Below are 21,635 nucleotides of genomic sequence, written 5' to 3' on the forward strand. Positions count from 1 at the left end.
CGAAGCTCTGGCACGCACCGTGCTGAGCCGTAATAGTTGGCTTCCGCGTACGGCCGGGTACGACCGCGGGGTACGACTGCCGGGTACGACCGCGTACGGAACCACCCACCGCCTGGACCACGCTCCGACGCACCACCTGTGACGAACGCCGCACCGACCCACGACTGGGGGCACTCCGCATGACCAGCAGATCCGCCAACCGCCGTACCGTTCTGGCCGCCGCCGTCGCCGCGGCGGCCTCAGCAGTCGCAGCCCCCGCCGCCCTGGCGGCCGACACCCGCTCGGGTGGAACCACGGGCACCTACGGCACGGGCCGCCCGGCCTGGCGACACCGGCCCGGGAAGGCAGGAAACGTGGAGTTCCACGACTGGGCCACGCAGCGCGAGTGGGCCTCGGGCCGCGGCAAGGGAACTCGGGTGCTCTCCATCGGGCGGCCCGGCATCGTCCTGACGTCCCCCGTCGGCACCACCTCCTACAAGGACCCGCACACCGGCAAGCAGGCCGACTGGGAGTACGCCACCTGGACCTCGCCCGTACACGAGTGCGCCGTACCCGCCGGGGAGGCCATCGCCTCCTGGAACGCTCACACCCCCGAGGGCACCTGGATCCGGATCGAGCTGCGGGGCACCTACTCCGACGGCACGTCCACCCCCTGGTACACCATGGGCATCTGGACCTCGGGGGACGGAGCCGACGTACCGCGCCGCACCTCCGTCGACGGGCAGAAGGACGGCAAGAGCAGCGTCTGGACCGACACCTTCTCCATCGACGACTCCGCGAGCGGGCTGCGGCTGAGGTCCTACCGGCTGCGGCTGACCCTCTGCCGCACCCCCGGCAGCGAGGCCACCCCCACGGTGTGGCGGGCCGGTGTGATGTGCTCCGACGTACCCGACCGCTTCGAGGTCCCCGCCTCCGAACCCGGCCTGGGCAGGGCGGTCGAGCTGAAGGTGCCGCGCTATTCGCAGGAGATCCACAAGGGCCAGTACCCCGAGTACGACAACGGCGGCGAGGCATGGTGCAGCCCCACGTCCTCGCAGATGATCATCGAGTACTGGGGCCGCAGACCCACCGCCGAGGACCTCGCCTGGGTCAACCCCGACTACGCCGACCCCCAGGTCTGCCACGCGGCCCGCTACACCTACGACTACCAGTACGAAGGCTGCGGCAACTGGCCCTTCAACAGCGCCTACGCCAGCACCTACCGGGACATGAACGCGGTCGTCACCCGTCTGAACTCCCTCAACGACGCCGAGGAGTTCGTCGCCGCGGGTATCCCGCTGATCACTTCGCAGTCCTTCATCGAGTCCGAACTCGACGGCGCCGGCTACGGCACCTCCGGCCACCTGATGACCGTCATCGGCTTCACCAAGTCCGGCGACGTCATCGCCAACGACCCCAACTCCCCGGACAACCCCTCGGTCCGCCACGTCTACAAGCGCCGGCAGTTCGAGAACATCTGGCTCAGAACCAAGCGCAAGAACGCCGACGGCAAGGTCCTCAGCGGCACCGGCGGCGTCTGCTACATCTACTGGCCCGTCAACCCGACACGCGCCCAGCGCCGGGTCCTGCACAAGCACGGGGTCTGCTGAGCACGCCACGGGCGCAGCCTGCCCAGGCCGCGGCCGTCATACGTCAGACGGCCGCACCGGCCGGCCATGGCGCCCCGGTGCCGCGTCGGGCGCCGTACGATCCGGCCGTACGTCCGGGTGGCTCCGCCGTCGGTGGAGCATCCCCCGCTGTTGGCACAAGCCGTGGCAGTGTGCTGGAAGACCAGCAGGCCCAGGGTCGGCGTCGGACCGAGGAATGCCATGGATCACCTCCGCCGCTTCAGCTCCGTCGAGTCCGTCCGTCGTGTGTTCTCAGCGGTCCCGCGCTCGCGCCTCGAGCAGGCACTCCTGTGGGTGACAGCCGCAGCCCTGGCAGCCGGCGGGGCCGCCTGGCTCGTCGGCGCCCGCGGTATCGCCGACCTGTGCTGGGGCCTGGGGACCGTTGCGGCCATCGGGCCTGCGGTGGCATGGGTGGTGAGCGCGCTGCGGCAGCACCGCGCCGGAGTGGACCTGATCGCCGTACTCGCTCTCGGCGGCACGCTGGCCGTGGGCGAGTACCTGGCCGGGGCCTTGATCGCGCTGATGCTCGCCACCGGGCGCACGCTTGAGGCGGCGGCACAGCGGCGGGCCTCCCACGATCTGCGGGCGCTCCTGGAACACGCGCCGCGCTCCGCCCGCCGCCGTACCGGCAGTGACGTGCAGACGGTGCCGCTGGCCGAGGTCGCTGTCGCTGACGTGCTCGTCGTCGGCCCGGGCGAAGTGGTTCCCGTCGACGGCCGCGTGGTCGGCTCAACTGCCGTACTCGACGAGTCGGTACTCACCGGGGAGCCTCTGACCCGGGAGCGCCCGGCGGGCGGGACGGTGCGCAGCGGCGCGGTCAATGCCGGTGGCGCCTTCGAACTGCGGGCCACCGCCACCGCGCAGGACAGCACCTACGCGGGGATCGTGCGGCTGGCCCGCGAGGCCGGCGCGGAGTCCGCTCCGGTCGTCCGGCTGGCCGATCGCTACGCGGCCTGGTTCCTGCCGCTGTCCCTCGCAGTGGCGGGGATGGCCTGGCTGATCAGCGGTTCCGCTGTACGGGCAGTGGCGGTCCTGGTCGTCGCCACCCCGTGTCCGCTGCTCCTCGCGGCACCGGTTGCTGTCGTCTCCGGCCTGTCGCGGGCTTCCCGCCTGGGTGTGGTGATCCGCGACGGCGGCGCGCTGGAGAACCTCGGCCGGGCCAGGACCCTGCTGCTCGACAAGACCGGCACCCTGACCAGCGGACGCCCACGCGCCCTGGATGTCGTCGCCGCACCCGGCTGGAAGCCCGCAGACGTTCTGCGGCTGGCCGCCTCGCTCGACCAGTATTCCCCGCACGTCCTCGCGCAGGCCATCGTCGAAGCGGCCGGCGATCGCGGACTGGAACTCTCGCTTCCCGCGGACGTGACCGAGGAACCCGGACGCGGCGCCACCGCAACGCTCGACGGGCACCGCATGTCCGTGGGCCGCCTGGAGACCGGCTCCGAGAGGCCCGAGTGGGCACGAGCCGCCGAGAACCGGGCGCTCCTGGACGGGGCGGCCGTCGCCTGGCTCACTGTCGACGGCGGTCCCGTCGGCGCCGTCCTCCTTCGTGACCCGCTGCGTCGCGATGCGCCACGGACGCTCCGGCGACTCCGTACGACGGGCATCGGACGGCTGACGCTGCTCACCGGCGACCGGCCGGAACCGGCCCGCGAGATCGCGGCGGTCCTCGGCCTCGACGACGTGCAGGCGGAACTCACCCCGGTCGACAAGGTCGCCGCCGTACGTGCCGAGCGCGAGCGCGCGGTCACAGTGATGGTGGGCGACGGAGTGAACGACGCCCCGGCGCTCGCAGCGGCGGACGTCGGCGTGGCCATGGGCGCCCGCGGCTCCACCGCCTCCTCCGAGGCCGCTGACGTCGTCCTGACCACCGACCGTGTGGACCGCCTCGCCGACGCTGTCGCCATCGCCGTGCGAGCACGTCGCATCGCCGTGCAGAGCGCGCTCGGCGGCATGCTGATGTCCCTTGCCGCCATGGCGGCGGCTGCCGTGGGTCTGCTTCCGCCCGCCGTCGGTGCGCTGCTTCAGGAGGGTATCGACGTCGCGGTCATCCTCAACGCGCTGCGTGCGCTGCGCCTCGACCGGGCCGCGCGCGGCCCCGCGCTCCAGCCCGCGGCGGAAGCGCTCGTCCACCGTCTCGCGGCCGAGCACGAGGACCTCCAGGACGTCCTCGAAGCCGTACGGGACGCCGCCGACCAGCTGTCGGACAGCTCCGGCCCGAAGGCCCTCACGGCCGTAGGCGAAGTGCACCGGCTGCTCACCGAACGGCTCCTGCCGCATGAGGACGCCGAGGAGCACCAGCTCTACCCCGCCCTCGCACCCGCTCTCGGCGGCCCTGAAGCGACCGCCACCATGAGTCGCGCCCACACCGAGATCGAGCGCCTCACCCGGCGCATCGCCACCCATCTGGAACTGGCCGCCGCTGAGGGCGGCCTGACGCTGGAACAACTCGATGACCTGCGCGCCTGTCTGTACGGGCTGCACAGCGTGCTGCGCCTGCACTTCGCACAGGAGGAAGAGACCTACTTCTCCCTCGCTCCGTGAGGAACCCGCGTGTCCGGGGCGGTCGGCGATGTGGCGCACAGGTGTCGGCGTCCACCGGGACCAGGCAGGACCGCTGCCAGGCCGGCCCGGCGATGCCCACCGCAGGAATACCCCCTCCCGTATCCCTGTTATGGTGGGGCGTAATACCCCCCGGGGTACACGACCGAGAGGAGGCACAGCCTGTGTTCTTCATCGACACCCTGGAAGTTCAGGGCCTGGGCAACCGCAGCTATCTGGCCGGGGGCTCGACGGCTGCCGTGGTGGTGGACCCGCCTCGCGACATCGACCGGGTCATGGCCGCGGCGGCGCGGCGCGGTGTGCGCATCGCCCTCGTCGCCGAGACCCACCTGCACAACGACTACGTCACCGGCGGCCTGGAGCTGGCCCGCGTGAGCGGCGCCCGATACCTGGTGCCGAGGGGCGCCTCGGTTTCGTTCGAGCACACGTCCGTCGACGATGGTGACACCGCCGCTCTGGACGAGGGGCTGGCGCTGCGTGCGGTGGCCACCCCCGGTCACACTCCGCACCACACCTCGTACGTGCTGGAACAGGACGGACAGGCGGTGGCGGCCTTCACCGGCGGGTCACTGCTGATCGGCACGGTCGGGCGGCCGGACCTGGTCGAGCCCAGGCTCACCGAGCAGCTGGCCCGCGCCCAGCACGCCTCAGCTCACCGACTGGCCGACCAGCTGGACGACGAGGTGCGGTTGCTGCCCACCCATGGCTTCGGCAGCTTCTGCTCCAGCTCCCAGGCCGAGGGGGACACAACCACCGTCGGCGCGGAACGCAGGGCGAACGAGGCGCTGGTCAAGGACGTGGACACGTTTGTCACCGAGATGCTCGCCGGACTGGACGACGTGCCCGCTTACTACACCCACATGGGGCCGGTCAACGCCGCCGGGCCGGCGCCGGTCGACCTCACACCACCCCGGCAGGCGGACGCCGAGCAGATCTCCGAGCGGCTCGCGGCCGGGGAGTGGGTGGTTGACCTGCGCAACCGTGTCGCCTTCGCCGAGGGGCATGTGGCCGGGTCGTTCAACTTCGAGGGCGAGGGCAAGCTGGCCACCTACCTCGCGTGGCTGATCCCGTGGGGCAAGCCCGTCACGCTGCTGGCCGAAACTCCCGAGCAGATCGCCGACGCGCAGCGGGAGCTGACCCGGGTGGGTATCGACCGGCCGGCCGCTGCCGCCACCGGCGGACCGCACGCCTGGGTCCGGGACCCCGGCCGGCTCGCCTCCTTCCCCCGGGCCCGCTTCGCGGACCTGGCCGACGCGCGTAAGAGCGGCAAGGAACTGGGCAAGGACCTGGTCGTGCTGGACGTGAGGCGCGACTCGGAGCGCGCGAACGGTTACGTCGACGGCTCGGTCCACATCCCCATCCACCAGCTGCCCGACCGTACCGGCGAGGTGCCGCCCGGCCAGGTGTGGGTGCACTGCGCCAGCGGGATGCGCGCGGCGATTGCCGCCTCCCTCCTGGACGCGGTCGGCCGCGAGGTGATCGCCGTCGATGACGGCTTCGATGCCGCCTCCGACGCCGGGCTCACCCTCACCCGCCCCCAGAGCGCCGTCTGAAACACCCACTCACAGCACCCGTCCGGAGTGAGCGCACCTTGTTCTCCCTGAACCTGTCTTCTTCCCTCAGTCGTCTCCGTCCCGGCCCCGGCCGTCTCACCCCCGCACCGGCCCGCCACCGCACGCGTGCCGAGCAGGTGGTGGAGCGCGGCCTTCCGGTCACCGGGGAGAGCAGCGGTTCCATAACGTGAGTGCCCTGCTCCTTGCCCTCGTCGCAGGTGGCGTGGTCGGGCTGGCCCTCGGTGCGCTGGGCGGAGGCGGCAGCGTGCTGGCGGTGCCCGCTCTGATCTACCTGCTCGGCTTCACCCCGGTCGCGGCCACCACCGCGAGTCTCATCATCGTCACCGTCACTTCGCTCACCGCTCTCTACGCACACAGCCGTGCGGGGAACGTACGGTGGAGAACCGGAGCGCTGTTCGCCGCAGCGGGCCTCGTGCCTGCCGCGGCAGCCGGGGCCGCCGCGAGCCGCCTGCCACAGCCGGTCCTGACGGCCGCGTTCGCAGCCGTCGCAGCCGTCGCGGCCGTGGGGATGTTGCGCTCGCGCCGCACTGCCACCGACCGGGAATCGCAGCCGGTGCGGCCGGCCGGAGCCGCCGCCACCGGTGCGGGGCTCGGCGCCCTGACCGGGCTGCTCGGGGTGGGCGGCGGTTTCCTCGCCGTTCCTGCTCTGGTCACGGTTCTGGCCTTCGAGATGCAGGCCGCCGTCGGCACCAGCCTGCTGGTCATCTCGACGAACGCGCTTGCTTCCCTCGCCACCCGCGGAGCCACCTTGGGAGGACTGGAGTGGGCGGTGATCGCGCCGTTCACCGGGGCGGCGATCCTGGGAGCCTGGGACGGCAGGAAACTGGCGAGCAGGATCTCCGGTACGTTGCTGCGGCGTACGTTCGCTGTCGTGCTGCTGGCCGTGGCCGCCTTCATGCTCATCGACGCCCTGACATGATTCCGCACCGGTGGAGGTGGCCGCAGTGGCCGGTCAGGCAAGGGACAGGAACAACTTCTCCAGACGGGCCCGCATCTCCTCCCGGTCGCCGGGAGCGGAGCCCTCCACGTCCGCCATGCAGTGCTGAAGGCCGGTGGCGATGATCGCGAAACCCGCCTTGTCCAGCGCCCGGGAGGCGGCCGCCAGCTGCGTCACCACTTCCTCGCAGTCCCGCCCCTCTTCGATCATCTTGATCACTCCGGCGATCTGGCCCTGTGCTCTGCGCAGCCGGTTGACCGCTTTCTTCAGCTCCTCGGCCGCCATCGTCAGTTCCACCGCAACTCCTCCTGCTCCTGCTGGATACCCCTGCGGGTATTCTACCCGGAGGGGAACACCCGAAGAGAAACGGAAAGACGCCCGTGACAGCCATCACCGCCCTCACCCCTGAGCAGGCACACGCCCGCCTGGACAAGCTGACCGTGATCGATGTGCGCACGCCCGGCGAGTATGCCTCCGGGCACCTGCCCGGCGCCCACAACGTCCCCCTCGACCATCTGGATGCGGCACTCGACGTGCTGAAGGCAGCAGCCGGCCGTGGCGACCTGCTCCTGGTGTGCGCCTCCGGTGCACGTTCCGCGCAAGCATCCCAGCGCCTGACCGAGCACGGCATCACCGCCGCTACGCTCACGGGCGGCACCACTGCCTGGAACCGGCTCGGCCACACCCTCCACCACCCCGCGGATTCCCGTGCGACCTGGGCCATGGAACGCCAGGTCCGCCTCGCCGCCGGAACACTGGTCCTGACCGGACTGCTCGCCGCCCGCCGCTGGCCCAGGACCCGCTGGATATCCGCGGGCGTCGCCGGCGGGCTGGTCTTCTCCGCCCTCACCGACACCTGCGGCATGGCCCGTGTCCTGGCCAAGCTCCCCCACAACCGGCCCCGGGCCACCGACCTGGAAGCCACTCTTGCCGCGCTGACCGACTGACAGCGGTCGGGCGGCAGCCTCCAGCCGAACGCATTCGCCGCCGACGAGCCACTGCCGGCCTGCTTCCCGGAACGGAGTCGTCTCCTGGCCCCCTGCTCGGCGACCGGCTGCCACCGGCCCTGACACACGGCCGTGTCGTCTGCTCCCGCAACGTCGGACGAGTAACTTCTGCCTGAGACAACAGGCCCGCTGAATCTCGGGTGACTGGCTTGGAGGGCGATGAGCGCCGAATGGTCGTGGGTCTACGAAGGGTACGACCCGGCTGAGGAGCGCCTGCGCGAAGCGCTGTGCACGCTGGGAAACGGCTACTTCGCCACCCGCGGAGCGGCACCCGAGTCCGTCGCGGACGGCCACCACTACCCCGGCACCTACGCGGCGGGCTGCTACGACCGGCTGCAGTCGGCCGTGGCGGGGCATCAGGTGGAGAACGAGGACATGGTCAACCTCCCGAACTGGTTGCCCCTGCGCTTCCGCATCCGGGACGCAGGCGGCGGGGCCTCGGACTGGTGGTCGCCGGACCAGCGCGGTCTCCTGAGGTACCGGCAGTCTCTCGACCTGAAGGGAGGAAGCCTGGCGAGAGACCTCCTCTGGGAGGATGCGGCGGGGCGACGGCTGCGGGTTGGGCAGCAGCGTGTCGTGCATATGGGGGAGCCGCATCTCGCTGCTCTGCGTACCACGTTCACCGCTGAGAACTGGTCCGGTGAGTTGGAGGTCGAGGCGGAACTGGATGCCACTGTCACCAACAGCGGCGTGGCACGGTACCGGGACCTGGAGGGGAGCCACCTGGCGTCGCGCGAGGCCGGTGAGGCCGGCGATGACGTGGCGTGGGTCCGCTGCCGCACGCGGAACTCGGGCATCACGGTGGCGCAGGCGGCGCGGCTGTGGTGTTCGGCGGGGGAGGGCTTGGTACGGCCCGGACCGCACTGCGACGGGCGGGCCCGGCAAAGGCTCCGCCTGCCTCTTCGCTCCGGCGTGAGCACGCACGTGGACAAGACGGTGGCGATGTACATGTCCGGAGACCGGGGGATCAGCGAACCCCTCGGCGCCGCCATCGAGGCGGTCGGCCGGGCTCCGGCCTTCCCGCACCTTCTGGCCTCCCACCACCGGGCGTGGCGGCACCTGTGGCAGCGCGCCCACCTCGATGTTCCAGGGCTGACCGGCCGTATCCTGCGGCTCCACCTCTTCCACATCCTCCAGACGCTCTCTCCGCATACGGCGGCCCTGGACGTCGGTGTCCCGGCCCGAGGGCTGCACGGAGAGGCGTACCGGGGACACGTCTTCTGGGACGAGCTGTTCGTTCTCCCCTACCTCAACCTGCACTTTCCCGAGGTCTCCAAGGCCCTGCTCGACTATCGCCACCGCAGACTGCCCGCAGCCCGGCGCAACGCGGCCGAGGCCGGCCACACCGGCGCCATGTACCCGTGGCAGAGCGGCAGTGACGGCCGGGAGGAAACACAGACGCTGCATCTCAACCCCCGCTCCCAACGGTGGCTGCCCGACAGGTCACGGTTGCAGCACCACGTCGGCTCGGCGATCGCGTACAACGTCTGGCGATACGCGGAAACCACCGGGGACCGGGAGTTTCTCCACACGAGAGGTGCGGAGATGCTGCTGGAGATCGCCAGGTTCTGGTCCGGACTGGCCGCATACGACTCCACGTACGAGCGGTACCGCATCCGGGGAGTGATGGGCCCCGACGAATACCACGAGGCATACCCCGACTCCGACCGGCCGGGGATCGATGACAACGCGTACACCAATGTGACGGCTTCCTGGGTGCTCACCCGGGCTCTGGAGTTGGCAGGCGATCTCCCGCAGCCGCGAAGAGACCATCTCTTCGCGGACATGGCGCTCACCGAGGAAGAGCTGGAGCGGTGGGAGGACGTCTCCCGGCGCTTGCGTGTCCCCTTCCACCGCGGCGTCATCGACCAGTTCGACGGCTATCACGCGTTGGCCGAGCTGGACTGGGAGCGCTATCGCGCCCGCTACGGGGAGGTTCGGCGGCTCGACCGGCTCCTGGAAGCCGAGGGCGACACCGTCAACCGGTACCGAGTCTCCAAGCAGGCAGATGCCCTGATGCTCGGCTACCTCTTCTCGCCGAGAGAACTGGCCGCGGTCTTCCACCGGCTGGGATACCGCCTCGATGACGAGACGTGGGACCGTACGGTGGACTTCTACCTCCCCCGTACCAGCCACGGTTCAACGCTCAGCGGTCTGGTGCACGGTTGGCTGCTCTCGCGCGAACGCCGCCCCGACGCGTGGCGCTACACGCAGGAAGCGCTGGTGGGGGATGTGGCCGACGTCCAGGGTGGGACGACGCCCGAAGGCATCCACCTGGGCGCCATGGGCGGCACGCTCGACCTCGTGCAGCGAGGGCTGGCCGGGCTGGAAGTCCGGGACAACACACTCCACGTCGACCCGGCGCCCATCCCGGAGTTGTGCACGTATGGCTTCTCGGTCCGCTTCCGCGAGCACTGGGGGGTGAGCGTCCAGATCCGTGGCGACACCCTCAAAGTAGGTCTCCCGCTGTCGGAGAGGTCGCCTCTGCGCTTCTCCGTACGCGGCCGTGCCGTGACCGTGCCTCCGGGGAGAACCCGCACCATCAGCCTCGGGAACTCGGCCGGGAGCTGACGCGCGTGCCCGACTCGGCGCCGGGAGCCGGGTCACTGAGGCCGGGGCGGTGGGTCACAGCTGGTGTGCGACGCACCGCTGAGGGTGAGATCCGTGTGAGGTGCGCTGCGGTGGCCGACGCAGAGCCGAAGGGGCACGCTGGAGGAGGAGGGGAAGGGCAGGAGGTGACAGATGCCGGCGACGGCCATCAATGAGGAGACGGTGAGGGAGCTGGTCGGCGATGCGGTCGCGGCTCCCTCGATGCACAACGCCCAGCCGTGGCGGTTCCTCTACCACCGCCGGGACCGCGTACTGGATCTGTACGCGGATCCGCTGCGGGCGATGCCGACCGCCGACCCGGAGGGCAGAGCGCTGCGGATCGGCTGCGGAGCCGCGCTGCTCAATCTGCGGGTCGCCGCCTGGCACGCCGGGCTGCGCCCCGACGTCACGGTCTCCGGCACATCGGACATATCTCACGACGCTGGTCCTCTGGCCACCGTGCGGCTGGCCGAGGCGGCGCCCCGGGAGATCGATCACGACCTCGCCGGGCTCTTCGAGATGATCGGTAAGCGGCACACCAGCCGGTATCCGTACGCGGACGAACCGCTGCCCGACCGGCTGCGGCAGCGCCTCACCGCGCAGGCGGAGGCCGAGGGCGCGTCCCTGAGCTTTCCCACGGGATGGCACCTGTCGCTGATCCTCGACGTCATCGAGGAAGCCGAGTCGGAGTCGGAGTACACCGGCGATCCGGACGAGCAGCGGTGGGTCCGTACCGGTACGGCGGAATCGGACACCGCCAGGGACGGTATCCCCGAGTACAGTCTCGGAGCGCGGAAGCGGGAGGGGCGGGCGCCGGTACGCGACTTCGCCCGCGGCCACGCGGCCACGGACCGGGGCTCGGCTGCCTTCGAGCGTATGCCGCAGCTGGCCGTCGTATCGACGCGCGACGACGGCCCCGAGGAGTGGCTGGCCGCCGGACAGGCCATGGAGCGTGTCCTGCTGCTGGCCACTCGGGAAGATGTGGCCAGCAGCTTCGCCACCCAGGCCCTGGAGCGGCCCTATCTGCGCTGGCTGCTGCGGGACCCGGTCAGCGGTGCCGGCCCTGTCCAGATGATTCTTCGCCTCGGCTACGGGCCGATGGGAGCCCGTGCCCCGCGCCGTGCGGTACGGGATGTCCTGGAGGTCGCTCCTTGATCCTTCGTGGTGGCCGATGACCTGGAGGCGCTCGGTGGGAGAGGAGGATTCGACCGATGAGCCACAGGAGAGTGCGGGACCTCATGAGCCGGCCGGCGGTGTGCGCGCACCCCGGAACAGGGCTCAAGGACGCGGCCCGACTGCTGGCCGAGCACGACATCAGCGCGTTGCCCGTGACCGACCAGGATGACCGCCCGCTGGGGGTGGTTTCCGAGGGGGATCTGCTGCGCGCACAGGCAGAGCTGCCGGAGCCGGCGGACCTGCTGCTGACTGTGCGGAGGGGCCGCGGCAAGGGCACCGGGACAGGGGAGCGCAGCGGCACGTTGGACGGCCTGATGACGAGTCCCGCGGTGGTCGCCAGTCCGGAATGGACGGTGGTGGAGGCCGCTCGGACGATGCAGGAGCACGGTGTGAAGAGGCTGCCCGTGGTGAGCGGGACGGGCCGGGTGATCGGTGTACTGAGCCGCGCCGACCTGCTGCGCGTCTTCCTCCGCAAGGACAGCGCCATCGAGGACGAGGTGGTCGACGAGGTGCTGGGCCGGACTCTCGGCCTGTCCCGGGCACAGGTGACGGCCTACGTCACCGGCGGGGTGGTGAAAGTCCATGGAGAGATCGGCAGCGAGGACTCGCTGCCACTGATCGAACGGCTTTGCCGGGACATCGACGGCGTGGTCGACGTCCAACTCGATCTCTCGGTGGCCGGTGTTCCCGGAAGGGCCGCTTAGGGACCGTCATTTTCAGCGGAAGCGTCGCAGGCAGGCGTCACTCCCGTCAGGAGGAGCGGATATGGCTCGTGTCGTCACGGCGGGGATCGATGGAACGCCGGAAAGCGCGGCTGCTGCCCACTGGGCTGCTCGCGAAGCCATGGCAAGGCGTTGCTCGCTGCAACTCGCGCACATCCGCGTCGCGGAAAGCGCACTCGACCGGATGGTGGTTCCGGAGGAGGACGATGCGCCGCGGCGGCAGGCCGAAGGGCTCGTCGGTGATGTGACTGCTGTGCTGGCCGAGCGGTTCCCGAGTCTTGTTGTGACCGCGGAGGTGACGGAGGGAGAGCCGGCCTGGGCGCTCACGGAGTTGTCGAAGACGTCGGAGCTCCTGGTCATCGGTTCCCGAGGGCTCAGCACCCTCGGAGGTTTTCTGGTCGGGTCCGTCGCGCTGCCCACCGTCGCGCATACGCAGTGCCCCGTTGTGCTCGTCCGTGCGGAGGCCGGGCCCCGGGACCGGACCGACGATGCCACGGATCGGGAAGGCCGGGAAGACGGGGAAGGCCGGGAAGGCCGGGAAGGGACGGCACCGGGAATGGTGCTCGGCGTGGAGATCGGCCACCCGTGCGAGGAGTTGTTCGCCTTCGCCTTCGAGGCGGCGCAACGCGGTTCGATGACACTGAACATCCGGCACGGCTGGGAGCCGCCTCCCGTCTACGGCTCGCGCCCCATGCCCCTGGCTCCCATGGCGTTGGAGGACTTGCTGGACGAACGTGCCGACGCGCTGGCGAAGATGGTGCGGCCGTGGTGCGAGAAATATCCGGGTGTGGACGTTGACGTGCGGGCGGTGCTCGAACACCCGGCGCCGATGTTGGTGAAAGCCGCCGAGAACGCCTCCCTGCTGGTGGTCGGGCGGCGGCACCGCTCACGCCGGCTCGGCCCGCACGTGGGGCCGGTCCCGCACGCGGTCATGCACCATTCCCGCACCCCGGTCGCGATTGTCCCCCACAGCTGATCCACCCATCAGCGAGAGTCACTTGCCCCCGGGCTGCCTTTCCTGAGACCGCCGGCCTTCTAGACCGCCGGCCTTCCGAACAGCGGCGCCTGGCCACCGGACGCCGAGTCGGTTCTCCGGCCGTGGACCACAACCACCGAGCAGTGCGCATGGTGGAGCGCGGCGTTGCTGACCGAGCCCAGCCGGAGACCGGCGAAGCCGCCCTTGCCTCTGCGTCCGAGCACCAGAAGCCGCGCCGAACCGCTCGCTTCGATCAGTGCCTGCCGTGCCCGTTCCCGCACCGTTCGACGCTCGACGGCGACCTGGGGGTAGCGCTCGCCCCACCCCGCCAGCAGCTGAGCCAGTAGCCTTTTCTCGCCTGCTTCGAGCTCCCCTGGGGCTCGTGCGTATCTCAGTGACGGATCGTCCGGAGGCGAGAGCGGCACGCTCCACTCCGACCAGGCGTGCAGGGCAACGAGAGGCTCTGCGCACGCCGCCGCCTCGGCGAAGGCGAATGCCGTCGCGGCCTCCGCCTCGGCAGAGCCGTCGACACCCACGACGACGGGCGCGGAAGAGGCGGACGGCTCACGGGCCACCATCACCGGGCTCTCGGCATGCGTCACCAGATGCCTGGCGACGGAGCCGAGCAGGCCACTGGCGATGCCGCTCGTCCCGCTGCTGCCGACGACTGTCATCAGCGCCTCCCCGGACAGCTCAGTGAGGACCGATCGCGGGTCACCCATCGCCAGCGTGGTGCTGACCTCGACCTGGGGTGCGACGGACCGCGCGGTCGTCTCGGCCTCGGCCAGCACCCGCTCCCCGCCCTCCCGAAGGGCTTTCTCCCCGGTTTCGTTCAGCAAGGAGGCGAAACCGGGAGGCGGCACCCAGTTGACGGTGTGCACGATCCTCAGCCGCGAACCGTGGCAGGCGGCCTCCCGGGCGGCCTGCTCCACCGCGGTCCTGGCCGGGGCCGAACCGTCCGTGCCCACGACTGTCAGCGGCAGTTGCACGGGATACCACCGCCTCGCTCTCGGCCGATGTCAGAACCGCTCCTTTGCACGCTCGCGCATCCCCCGGCTGTCGGCAACCGGAGGCCGGACCCACTCGCCTGGCCAGAGGGTGCTCAGCGCGCCATCCGGCGTCGCCGCAGCCAACGGCGCAGCTCGTCGGTGCCCCAGACCAGTACGGGGAACGTCAGCAGCACAGCTACGACGTCCCAGGGCAGCGGAGCGGTCCCGAAGACGCTCTGGAAGGGCGGCGCCCAGATCAGCACGGCCGTGAAGGCAAGCTCGAACGCGATGCCCGCCAGCAGCAGAGGGTTGGTCGTCAGCCCCACGTCACGCAGGGACGCCCGGTCCGTGCGGGCCGCCATCGCGGTGCCGACCTGGCACATGACGATGCCGGCGAAGGTGGCGGTGGTGGCGGTCAGGTAGTCCTGGTGCAGAGCGCTGCCCTCGGCGGTGGCGGCGCCGGGTGTCCAGCCGGCCCGCCACAGCACGTAGAAGAAGGCTCCCATCACCAGCACCGCGGAGACCAGCCCGAGAAAGGCCCACGCGCGGACCAGCATGTCTCTGGTGATCACCCCGGAGCCGTGCCCGGAGCGCCTGGGTGGTCTTGTCATCAGTCCGGGTTCCGCCGGTTCGCGGCCCAGAGCCAGGGCGGGCAGCGTCTCCGTGCCGAGATCGATCGCGAGGATCTGCAACACGGTCAGAGGGAGCGGGATCGCACCGCCGCTGAGCGCGTACACCAGGAACGGCACGATCTCCGGAACGGCGTGCGCGAAAATGTAGAGGATGAACTTGCGGACGTTCTCATAGACCCGGCGCCCGGATTCCACCGCCTTGACGATGGTGGCGAAGTTGTCGTCCGTGAGCACCATCGTGGAGGCTTCCCGGGCCACGTCCGTGCCGGACAGGCCCATCGCGACACCGATGTGTGCCCTGTGCAGGGCGGGCGCGTCGTTGACCCCGTCCCCGGTCATCGCTACGATCTGCCCCTGGTCGCGCAGCGCGTCTGCCACCCGCAGCTTCGTCTCCGGAGAGGCCCGGGCGAACACCACCTCACCGGGCCCGGCGAGCAGCTCGTCCAGCCGCTGCTCGCTGACCGACTCGGAATCCGCGAGCATGCTCAACCCGGGATCGCCGATACCCACCTCGCGGGCCACTGCGGCGGCGGTGGTGCCGTTGTCACCGGTGACGACGTGCACCCGCAGCCCGGCCCGGTGACAGCGGCGTACCGCGTCGGCCACCTCGGGACGTGGCGGGTCGTAGAGCCCTACGAGACCCAGCAGCTCCAGGTCACGCTCGACGTCTTCCCGCCGCGACGGCAGGTCGGGGGAGTGCAGTGTCCGTGTGGCGACGGCGAGAACGCGCAGCCCGTCGCGGGCCATGGCGTCGACAGCGGCGCGCGCCGCGCTGGTATCCGCTCCGTCGGCCAGCCGGGGCAGCACCGCCTCGGGAGCGCCTTTGACACTGATCGTCAGTGCGTTCTGTCCGGTGCTCGCGACCGACATCATCCGAAGGCGGGGATCGAAGCGGAACAGGGCTCGTCTGCGCAGGTCCCGGGCGTCGAGATCCGGGGTCCGGCCCATCTGCGCGGCTCCCTCGACCAGGGCGACCTCTGTGGGGTCTCCGACGAGCTCCCCGCCCTCCGTGCGGGTGACTGTCGTGCATTCGGACGCTGCCCACGCGAGCCTGGCGAAGTCGTCGCCACGGCCCGCGTCCGCAGTGTCGTGCCGTCCGCTGCCGGGCGTCCATACAGTCCGCAGGCGCATGCGGTTGCGGGTGAGAGTCCCGGTCTTGTCGGTGCAGATCACGTGCGTCGACCCCAGCGTCTCGACCGCACTGAGACGTTTGACGACAGCGCCCTGTCGCGCCAGCAGCCGCACCCCCAGGGCCAGCGCGAGCGTGATGGTCGGCAGCAGCCCTTCGGGGACGTTCGCCACCAGCAGTCCGATCGCGAAGGTCAGGGCGTCCTCCAGCGGAAGACCCGATGCTGTCCCGATCAGCAGAAGCACCGCGCCCATTCCGACAGCGACCGCCGCGATCAACCACGCGACTCGCTTGACCTGGCGCTCCAGGGGGCTGCCCTCGCGCCGGGTGCGCTGGCTGAGCGCGGCGATACGTCCCAGTTCGGTGTGCCGGCCGGTCGCGAAGACGATCGCCTTCGCCTGTCCCTCGATACAAGCGGTCCCGCTGAAGGCCAGATTCGGTTCGCGCAGGGTCGGAGCGTCGGCCACCGTCTGGGTCGCAGCCCTCTCCACAGGCGCCGACTCGCCCGTCAGCATCGACAGGTCGATCTCCACGGCACCTTCCACGAGCCGCACGTCGGCCGGGATCTTGTCGCCTTCGCCCAGGAGAATCAGGTCGCCAGGAACGAGTTGCGTCGCTTCCACGGTCTGCTCCCGGCCGTCCCGCACAACCCGCGAATGTGCAGGCAGGTAGGTGGCCAGCGCTTCAACCGCGCGTTCCGCCTGACGCTCCTGGAGCAGCGCGAACCCGGCGTTGAGGAGGATGACGGCGACGATCGCCACCCCCAGTACCCTCGTCCCGGCCACGAAGGCCAGCCCTCCGGCACCCCAGAGCAAGAGGGCGAGCGGGTGCACCAACTGGCGCCCCAACTCACGCCGCAGCCGGCCACGGTGCTCCCGGCGGACCTCGTTGGGTCCGTATACGGCGGCCCGCCGTTCCGCCTCCCGGCGGGACAGTCCTTGCGACCCGGTTCGGAGGTCCTGCCGCAGGCGGGTCAGCGGCTCACGCGGATCGACCTCCACGGGGAGCGCTGACTGCTCCGACCCCGACGTGGCTGGCTGCATGACGGTACTCCGGTGGCTCGTCCGCTACCTGACCAGGACGACTTCGCGCGCGCCGGTCTCGGCGAAGCGGTGAAGGCGGTCACACATCGCCGGGAGTCCTCAGCTCGGCGAAGCAGTGCGCAGCGTGTCGAGGGCCGCTTGGATGCGTGCGGTGGCTTCCTCGGCGATCGGCTGCATCTCCGTGCGTCCGGGCACGGTGACCATCACGTTGGGATCGAGTGCCTGTACGAGGGTCCGGCCGTGTTCGGCTGTCCGGACCACGACATTGCACGGGAGCAGCAGGCCGATCTCACGTTCGATGTCCAGGGCGCGGTGAGCCAGTTGCGGATTGCAGGCACCCAGGATCACGTAGTCCTCCATGGTGTGACCCAGCTTCTCCCGGAGCGTGGCGGTCACGTCGATCTCGGTGAGGGTGCCGAAGCCCTGCTCCTTGAAGGCTTCCTTCACTCTCGGGACGGCTTGGTCGTAGGGCAGGTCGAGGGTGAGGGTGCGGGCGTAGTCCATCTTTTCGCGTCCTCCCTGCTCGAGTACGGTCCCGCCCCGGTCGACGCTTCATCGAGCGGGGCGATGTGGTGGTCTACCGGGTGTGGATGGTGCGGCCGGTAACCTGCTCGGGATGGACGCGGACCCACAGTTCGCGCCGCCCTCCGGCCCATGGCTCCGCTCCCGGCCGGTCGGCGAGAAGAGCGACCGCGCCGCGGTCGGTGAGGTGTCGGGCCGTTCCGGTGATCAGGACGCTCCAGCCGCGGCTGTGGTGTTCGTCCATGTGGTCGGCCTCGAAGGCGACACGGTCCCCTTCGGTCGCTGCCGCGGGGCCGCCGGCCTCGGTCCTGTAGACGATGGTGCGGCCGTCGACCAGGAAGTTCACCGGCAGGATCACGGGAGCCTGTCCAGCGCTCAGGCCGATCCTGCCGATGCCGTGGGTGCCGAGCCGCTGCCAGCACTCGTCCTCCGAGAGCCGTGCCAGCACGGGACGGGCGGCGGCGGCCTGCTGGCCGGGCTCCGGCTCGCGCGGGCCTTCCTTCAACTCGTCGTACGGCATCTCCAGCACAGCGGCGAGGCGCATGAGCGCGGCGGGGTCGAAGTCGTCGCTCAAGGTCTCCAGGTGGTTCAGGTAGGCGACGGACATCCCGGCCCGGAGCGCCACCTCGTCCCTGGAGAGCCCCAGTTGCTCACGGCGCACGGCACAGCGCGTCGCGATCGTGTCGTCGCCCGGTCTCCCGGAGTTCGCGTCGGGGGCGCCTGGGCGCGGCCTGTCGCTATGCATCGTCCCAGCCTCCAGGTGCCGCCTGTTGCGTGCTGTCGCCCTCGGTCCGCGATGCGCGAGTCGTCCGTTTCCAGGTGAGCAGAGGGCCGGGGCCGCTGCCAGTGGTGTCGACCGATCGGGTGAGGGGTCGTACGCGGCCTTCCCGAGCCGCTCGCTCTCGGAACCGCATCGGCGCGGACCCGGGAAGAACGTCGATGCCCGCGCTTGAGCTCGCCGTCCGGGCTGTGTCCGCACTGACGCGGAGGGAGTTCGAGACCGACTCGCCGTCGGGTACGGGACTCGCGCGGAGCCGGTGGCCGCGGATCTCCCGCATGATGCGGTCGGCCAAGGGCCCGACTGCCTCTGCCGTCCTGGTCGTCAGACCGGTGCCGAGACCTGTGTCCGCAGCCTCGACGCCGTAGACCACGAGGTGCCGGGGGAGCCGGCCCAAGGCCCGGGCGAGCCGCAGGGCGGCACCGAGGCCGAGGCCGTGCGAACTCGGCGAGCTCGCTCCGGCCTCGCACTGCGGCACGACGTCGTCGGCTTCCAGGCGGTGGACCCGCCCCGGAACCGGTCGTGAGGTCCGGACCGCGTCGACCACGATGACCGAGTCCGCCCTCTCCCACAGGGCCAGCAGGCGAGCAGGCTCTCCGTCGCTCACCTGGAGCCCCACGGAGGCGGGCAGGGTGCCCTCCTCGGCGTGGCGCGCGAGCCGGGCGATCACGGCGGGGCCGACACCGTCGTCGCGGCGGTGGACATTGCCGACGCCGACGACGGTGATACGCGCGGAGATGTGTGGGCTCACTCCCTGCTTCCTACCGCACCCCGGGTCCCGAACGGTGACGCCCGTGCGAGGCCACCGTATGGAGGGACGAGGGGCGTCCGTCTGGCTCCATGGCCGCCGCGGGTCGGTCCGGCAGACGGGAGCGCACTTGATACTGGCCGCGTCCCAGCCTCCGTACCGGGAGATGAGCGATGACTGTCGGCACAGCGGTGAGCACGGTGCTCGACCGGGACGGGCTGGACGCGCTCATCACGCTGCTGGCCGAAGACGGGCGCACAGTGATCGGGCCGACCGTGCGTGACCAGGCCATCGTGCTGGCCGAGATCGGGAGCGGCGCCGACCTGCCGTACGGGTGGGGCGTCGAGTTGGAGGCAGGCCACTACCGGCTGCGGTCCCGCGCCGACGGTGCTGCCTTCGCACACAGCGCGGGGCCACAGTCGTGGAAGACGTACCTGCATCCGCAGCGCGAGCGCCAGTGGACCGCCGACCTCACGGCAGACGGCGACATGGAGGTCAGGGAAGAGACAAGCCCACCGCCGTCGTACGCGTTCATCGGGGTGCGGCCCTGCGATCTGCGGGCGATCGCCATTCAGGACCGGGTGCTCGGCGGCGGCCCCCACGCGGACACGCGGTACGCGGCCCGCCGTCGGCAGGCGTTCGTGGTGGCAGTGGAGTGCACCGAGCCCGGCGCCACCTGCTTCTGCGTGTCCATGGGGACGGGGCCGGCCGTCGGGCCCGGCTACGACCTGGCGCTCACCGAGGTGGTCGACGGCCGCGGTCATCGCTTTCTGGCCCGGGTCGGCAGCCCGGAAGGCGAGGCGGTACTGGCCCGGCTGCCGCACGTCCCGGCGGACGAGGAGACCGCCGGGACGGCCCGCAGACTGGTGGAGGAAGCGGCCGCGCGGATGGGTCGCACGATGCCCGAGGTCGACCTGCGGGAGCTGATGCGGGAGACGCTGGACGCCGAACGTTGGAACGACGTCACCGCACGCTGTCTGACCTGCGGAAACTGCACCATGGCCTGCCCCACGTGCTTCTGTACCACCGTGGAGGACGTCACCGATCTGACCGGTGAGCACGCCGAGCGGTGGCGGCGGTGGGAGTCCTGTTTCGACGTGGACTTCACCCACCTGTCCTCCGGTCCGGTACGGGCGTCACCGCTCAGCCGCTACCGGCAGTGGCTCACCCATAAGGTCGGCACCTGGCACGACCAGTTCGACAGCACGGGGTGTGTGGGCTGTGGCCGGTGCATCGTGTGGTGCCCGGTCGGTATCGACATCACCGAGGAGGCCCACGCGCTCGACGCCGAGCGGGCCGCCGCCTCGGGCGACGGCGAGGTGGAGCGGTGACGGCCGGGCGGCGCGACTTCCTCCAATCGCTGCCTCCGGTGCACCGCGGCTGGCTGCTCGGCTTCGCGCACGAGGTCACCCTCCCTGCGGAGACCCGGATCTTCGGTGAGGACGACGTCGCCGACCGGTTCTGGGTCGTGCGCAGCGGACTGGTCGCGCTGGACGTGCACATCCCAGGACGCGGCCCCGTCGTCGTGGAGACCGTCGCGGACGGAGAACTTCTCGGCTGGTCCTGGCTCTTCGAGCCCTACCGCTGGCACCTGGGAGCCCGCACTCGCAGCGCGGTGGAAGCCTGGGAGTTCGACGCCGCCCGGGTACGCGCGGCGATGGAGGACTCGCCGGCCGCCGGGCTGGCGCTCTTCCGCACCATCGCCGACCAGGTGATCGGAGAGCGGCTGCGCTCCGCGCGTACGCGGCTGCTGGACCTGTACGGGAACGACAGGAGCCGCGAATCCGGCGTCCGGGGTGCGGTCGGATGACCGTATTGGCGCCCGGGGCCGCTCCCGCGCTGCCACCATCGCCCTACCGGGTGGTGGGCCGGCGCCTTGAGACCTCCGACACGGCGACGATCGAACTGGAGCCGGTGCGCTCGGGACTCGCACCCTTCTCGCCCGGCCAGTTCGCCATGGTGTACGGCTTCGGAGTGGGCGACATCCCCCTGTCGGTCTCCCGTATCGAGGGTGACCGGCTTACCCACACCATCCGCTCCGTCGGAGCGGTCTCCTCCAGGCTGGCGAGCCTGGAGGGCGGCGCCTCGGTCGGAGTCCGCGGCCCCTTCGGCACCGGCTGGGACCTGACGGCCGCGATGGGACGGGACCTCCTGATCGTCGCGGGGGGCCTCGGTCTGGCCCCGCTGCGCCCGCTGATCACCGCGGCCCTCACGGCACCGGAGCGGTACGGGCGGGTGAACGTCCTGATCGGAGCCCGGAGCCCCGGTGACCTCCTCTACGCGGACGAGGCCGAGCGGTGGCGTGCCGCCGACGCCCGTGTCCTGGTCACCGTCGACCGGCCCGACGACACGTGGCGTGGTGACGTGGGGGTGGTGACCGGGCTGCTCAACCGTGCAGAGTTCGACCCCGGCGCAACCGCGGCCTTCCTGTGCGGCCCCGAAGTGATGATGCGGGCCACCGCCCGCGATCTCGCGCGCCGGGGCATCGCTGCCGACCGGACGCAGGTCTCTTTGGAGCGCACCATGCACTGCGGCACCGGGCACTGCGGCCACTGCCAGCTCGGACCGCTGCTGCTGTGCCGGGACGGTCCTGTGGTGCGCTGGGACCACGCCGAACCGCTGCTCGCTGTCAGGGAGTTGTGAG

General features: G+C 70.9%; 18 protein-coding genes. 12 read left to right on the forward strand and 6 right to left on the reverse strand.

The annotated features are described in order from the left end of the window. Positions 1 to 179: 179 nt before the first annotated feature. The 4 genes from JW592_RS20285 (at position 180) to JW592_RS20300 (ending at position 6,662) form a co-directional block, all read left to right on the forward strand. Positions 180 to 1,589, forward strand: a complete 1,410-nt coding sequence (locus JW592_RS20285; protein WP_209266592.1) for a C39 family peptidase — start codon at positions 180 to 182, stop codon at positions 1,587 to 1,589. Between the two features lie 219 nt (positions 1,590 to 1,808). Beyond that, the gene (locus tag JW592_RS20290) at positions 1,809 to 4,151 is read left to right on the forward strand and encodes a heavy metal translocating P-type ATPase (protein ID WP_209266593.1); all 2,343 of its coding nucleotides are present in this window, start codon (positions 1,809 to 1,811) and stop codon (positions 4,149 to 4,151) included. A gap of 182 nt (positions 4,152 to 4,333) precedes the next feature. Next, the gene (locus JW592_RS20295; RefSeq protein ID WP_209266594.1) at positions 4,334 to 5,722 is read left to right on the forward strand and encodes an MBL fold metallo-hydrolase; all 1,389 of its coding nucleotides are present in this window, start codon (positions 4,334 to 4,336) and stop codon (positions 5,720 to 5,722) included. Between the two features lie 187 nt (positions 5,723 to 5,909). Further along, positions 5,910 to 6,662, forward strand: a complete 753-nt coding sequence (locus JW592_RS20300) for a sulfite exporter TauE/SafE family protein (protein WP_209266595.1) — start codon at positions 5,910 to 5,912, stop codon at positions 6,660 to 6,662. A 33-nt stretch (positions 6,663 to 6,695) separates the two neighbouring features. Here JW592_RS20300 and JW592_RS20305 read toward each other — a convergent pair whose 3' ends face one another. Then, positions 6,696 to 6,977 carry a metal-sensitive transcriptional regulator gene (locus JW592_RS20305; RefSeq protein ID WP_209266596.1) on the reverse strand — a complete coding sequence of 94 codons (282 nt, stop codon included), beginning with the start codon at positions 6,975 to 6,977 and terminating at the stop codon, positions 6,696 to 6,698. 83 nt (positions 6,978 to 7,060) lie between these two features. On the opposite strand from JW592_RS20305, the gene JW592_RS20310 reads away from it, so the two are divergent. The 5 genes from JW592_RS20310 (at position 7,061) to JW592_RS20330 (ending at position 13,150) form a co-directional block, all read left to right on the forward strand. Next, positions 7,061 to 7,627 (forward strand): rhodanese-like domain-containing protein, encoded by a 567-nt coding sequence (locus JW592_RS20310; protein ID WP_209266597.1) that lies wholly within the window; start codon positions 7,061 to 7,063, stop codon positions 7,625 to 7,627. 219 nt (positions 7,628 to 7,846) lie between these two features. Further along, complete coding sequence (locus JW592_RS20315) at positions 7,847 to 10,258, forward strand: glycoside hydrolase family 65 protein (protein ID WP_209266598.1); 2,412 nt, start codon at positions 7,847 to 7,849, stop codon at positions 10,256 to 10,258. A gap of 171 nt (positions 10,259 to 10,429) precedes the next feature. Continuing rightward, positions 10,430 to 11,431 (forward strand): Acg family FMN-binding oxidoreductase, encoded by a 1,002-nt coding sequence (locus JW592_RS20320; RefSeq protein WP_209266599.1) that lies wholly within the window; start codon positions 10,430 to 10,432, stop codon positions 11,429 to 11,431. Positions 11,432 to 11,487: 56 nt separating this feature from the next. Further along, positions 11,488 to 12,156, forward strand: coding sequence for a CBS domain-containing protein (locus JW592_RS20325; RefSeq protein ID WP_209266600.1), 669 nt, complete (start codon positions 11,488 to 11,490; stop codon positions 12,154 to 12,156). Positions 12,157 to 12,217: 61 nt separating this feature from the next. Further along, positions 12,218 to 13,150 (forward strand): universal stress protein, encoded by a 933-nt coding sequence (locus tag JW592_RS20330; protein ID WP_209266601.1) that lies wholly within the window; start codon positions 12,218 to 12,220, stop codon positions 13,148 to 13,150. Between the two features lie 59 nt (positions 13,151 to 13,209). Here JW592_RS20330 and JW592_RS20335 read toward each other — a convergent pair whose 3' ends face one another. From JW592_RS20335 to JW592_RS20355, 5 genes are all read right to left on the reverse strand, one after another. Continuing rightward, positions 13,210 to 14,139 (reverse strand): universal stress protein, encoded by a 930-nt coding sequence (locus JW592_RS20335; protein ID WP_209266602.1) that lies wholly within the window; start codon positions 14,137 to 14,139, stop codon positions 13,210 to 13,212. 113 nt (positions 14,140 to 14,252) lie between these two features. Then, positions 14,253 to 16,943: a cation-translocating P-type ATPase gene (locus tag JW592_RS20340; protein WP_209266603.1), complete on the reverse strand. Its 2,691-nt coding sequence runs from the start codon at positions 16,941 to 16,943 to the stop codon at positions 14,253 to 14,255. A gap of 99 nt (positions 16,944 to 17,042) precedes the next feature. Then, positions 17,043 to 17,447, reverse strand: a complete 405-nt coding sequence (locus JW592_RS20345; protein ID WP_209266604.1) for a DUF302 domain-containing protein — start codon at positions 17,445 to 17,447, stop codon at positions 17,043 to 17,045. Positions 17,448 to 17,520: 73 nt separating this feature from the next. Beyond that, the gene (locus tag JW592_RS20350) at positions 17,521 to 18,210 is read right to left on the reverse strand and encodes a helix-turn-helix domain-containing protein (protein ID WP_209266605.1); all 690 of its coding nucleotides are present in this window, start codon (positions 18,208 to 18,210) and stop codon (positions 17,521 to 17,523) included. Further along, positions 18,203 to 18,994, reverse strand: coding sequence for a hydrogenase maturation protease (locus JW592_RS20355; protein WP_307805480.1), 792 nt, complete (start codon positions 18,992 to 18,994; stop codon positions 18,203 to 18,205). The genes JW592_RS20350 and JW592_RS20355 overlap by 8 nt, the downstream gene beginning before the upstream one ends. 170 nt (positions 18,995 to 19,164) lie before the next feature. On the opposite strand from JW592_RS20355, the gene JW592_RS20360 reads away from it, so the two are divergent. The 3 genes from JW592_RS20360 to JW592_RS20370 are packed head-to-tail and all read left to right on the forward strand — an operon-like array spanning position 19,165 to position 21,634. Continuing rightward, positions 19,165 to 20,322, forward strand: coding sequence for a 4Fe-4S dicluster domain-containing protein (locus JW592_RS20360; protein WP_209266606.1), 1,158 nt, complete (start codon positions 19,165 to 19,167; stop codon positions 20,320 to 20,322). Then, positions 20,319 to 20,801, forward strand: a complete 483-nt coding sequence (locus tag JW592_RS20365) for a cyclic nucleotide-binding domain-containing protein (RefSeq protein WP_307805481.1) — start codon at positions 20,319 to 20,321, stop codon at positions 20,799 to 20,801. The genes JW592_RS20360 and JW592_RS20365 overlap by 4 nt, the downstream gene beginning before the upstream one ends. Next, positions 20,798 to 21,634 (forward strand): FAD/NAD(P)-binding protein, encoded by an 837-nt coding sequence (locus JW592_RS20370; RefSeq protein WP_209266607.1) that lies wholly within the window; start codon positions 20,798 to 20,800, stop codon positions 21,632 to 21,634. Before JW592_RS20365 ends, JW592_RS20370 begins: the two co-directional genes overlap by 4 nt. Position 21,635 lies beyond the last annotated feature (1 nt).

Source organism: Streptomyces spirodelae, from assembly GCF_017676385.1.
GTDB lineage: Bacteria > Actinomycetota > Actinomycetes > Streptomycetales > Streptomycetaceae > Streptomyces > Streptomyces spirodelae.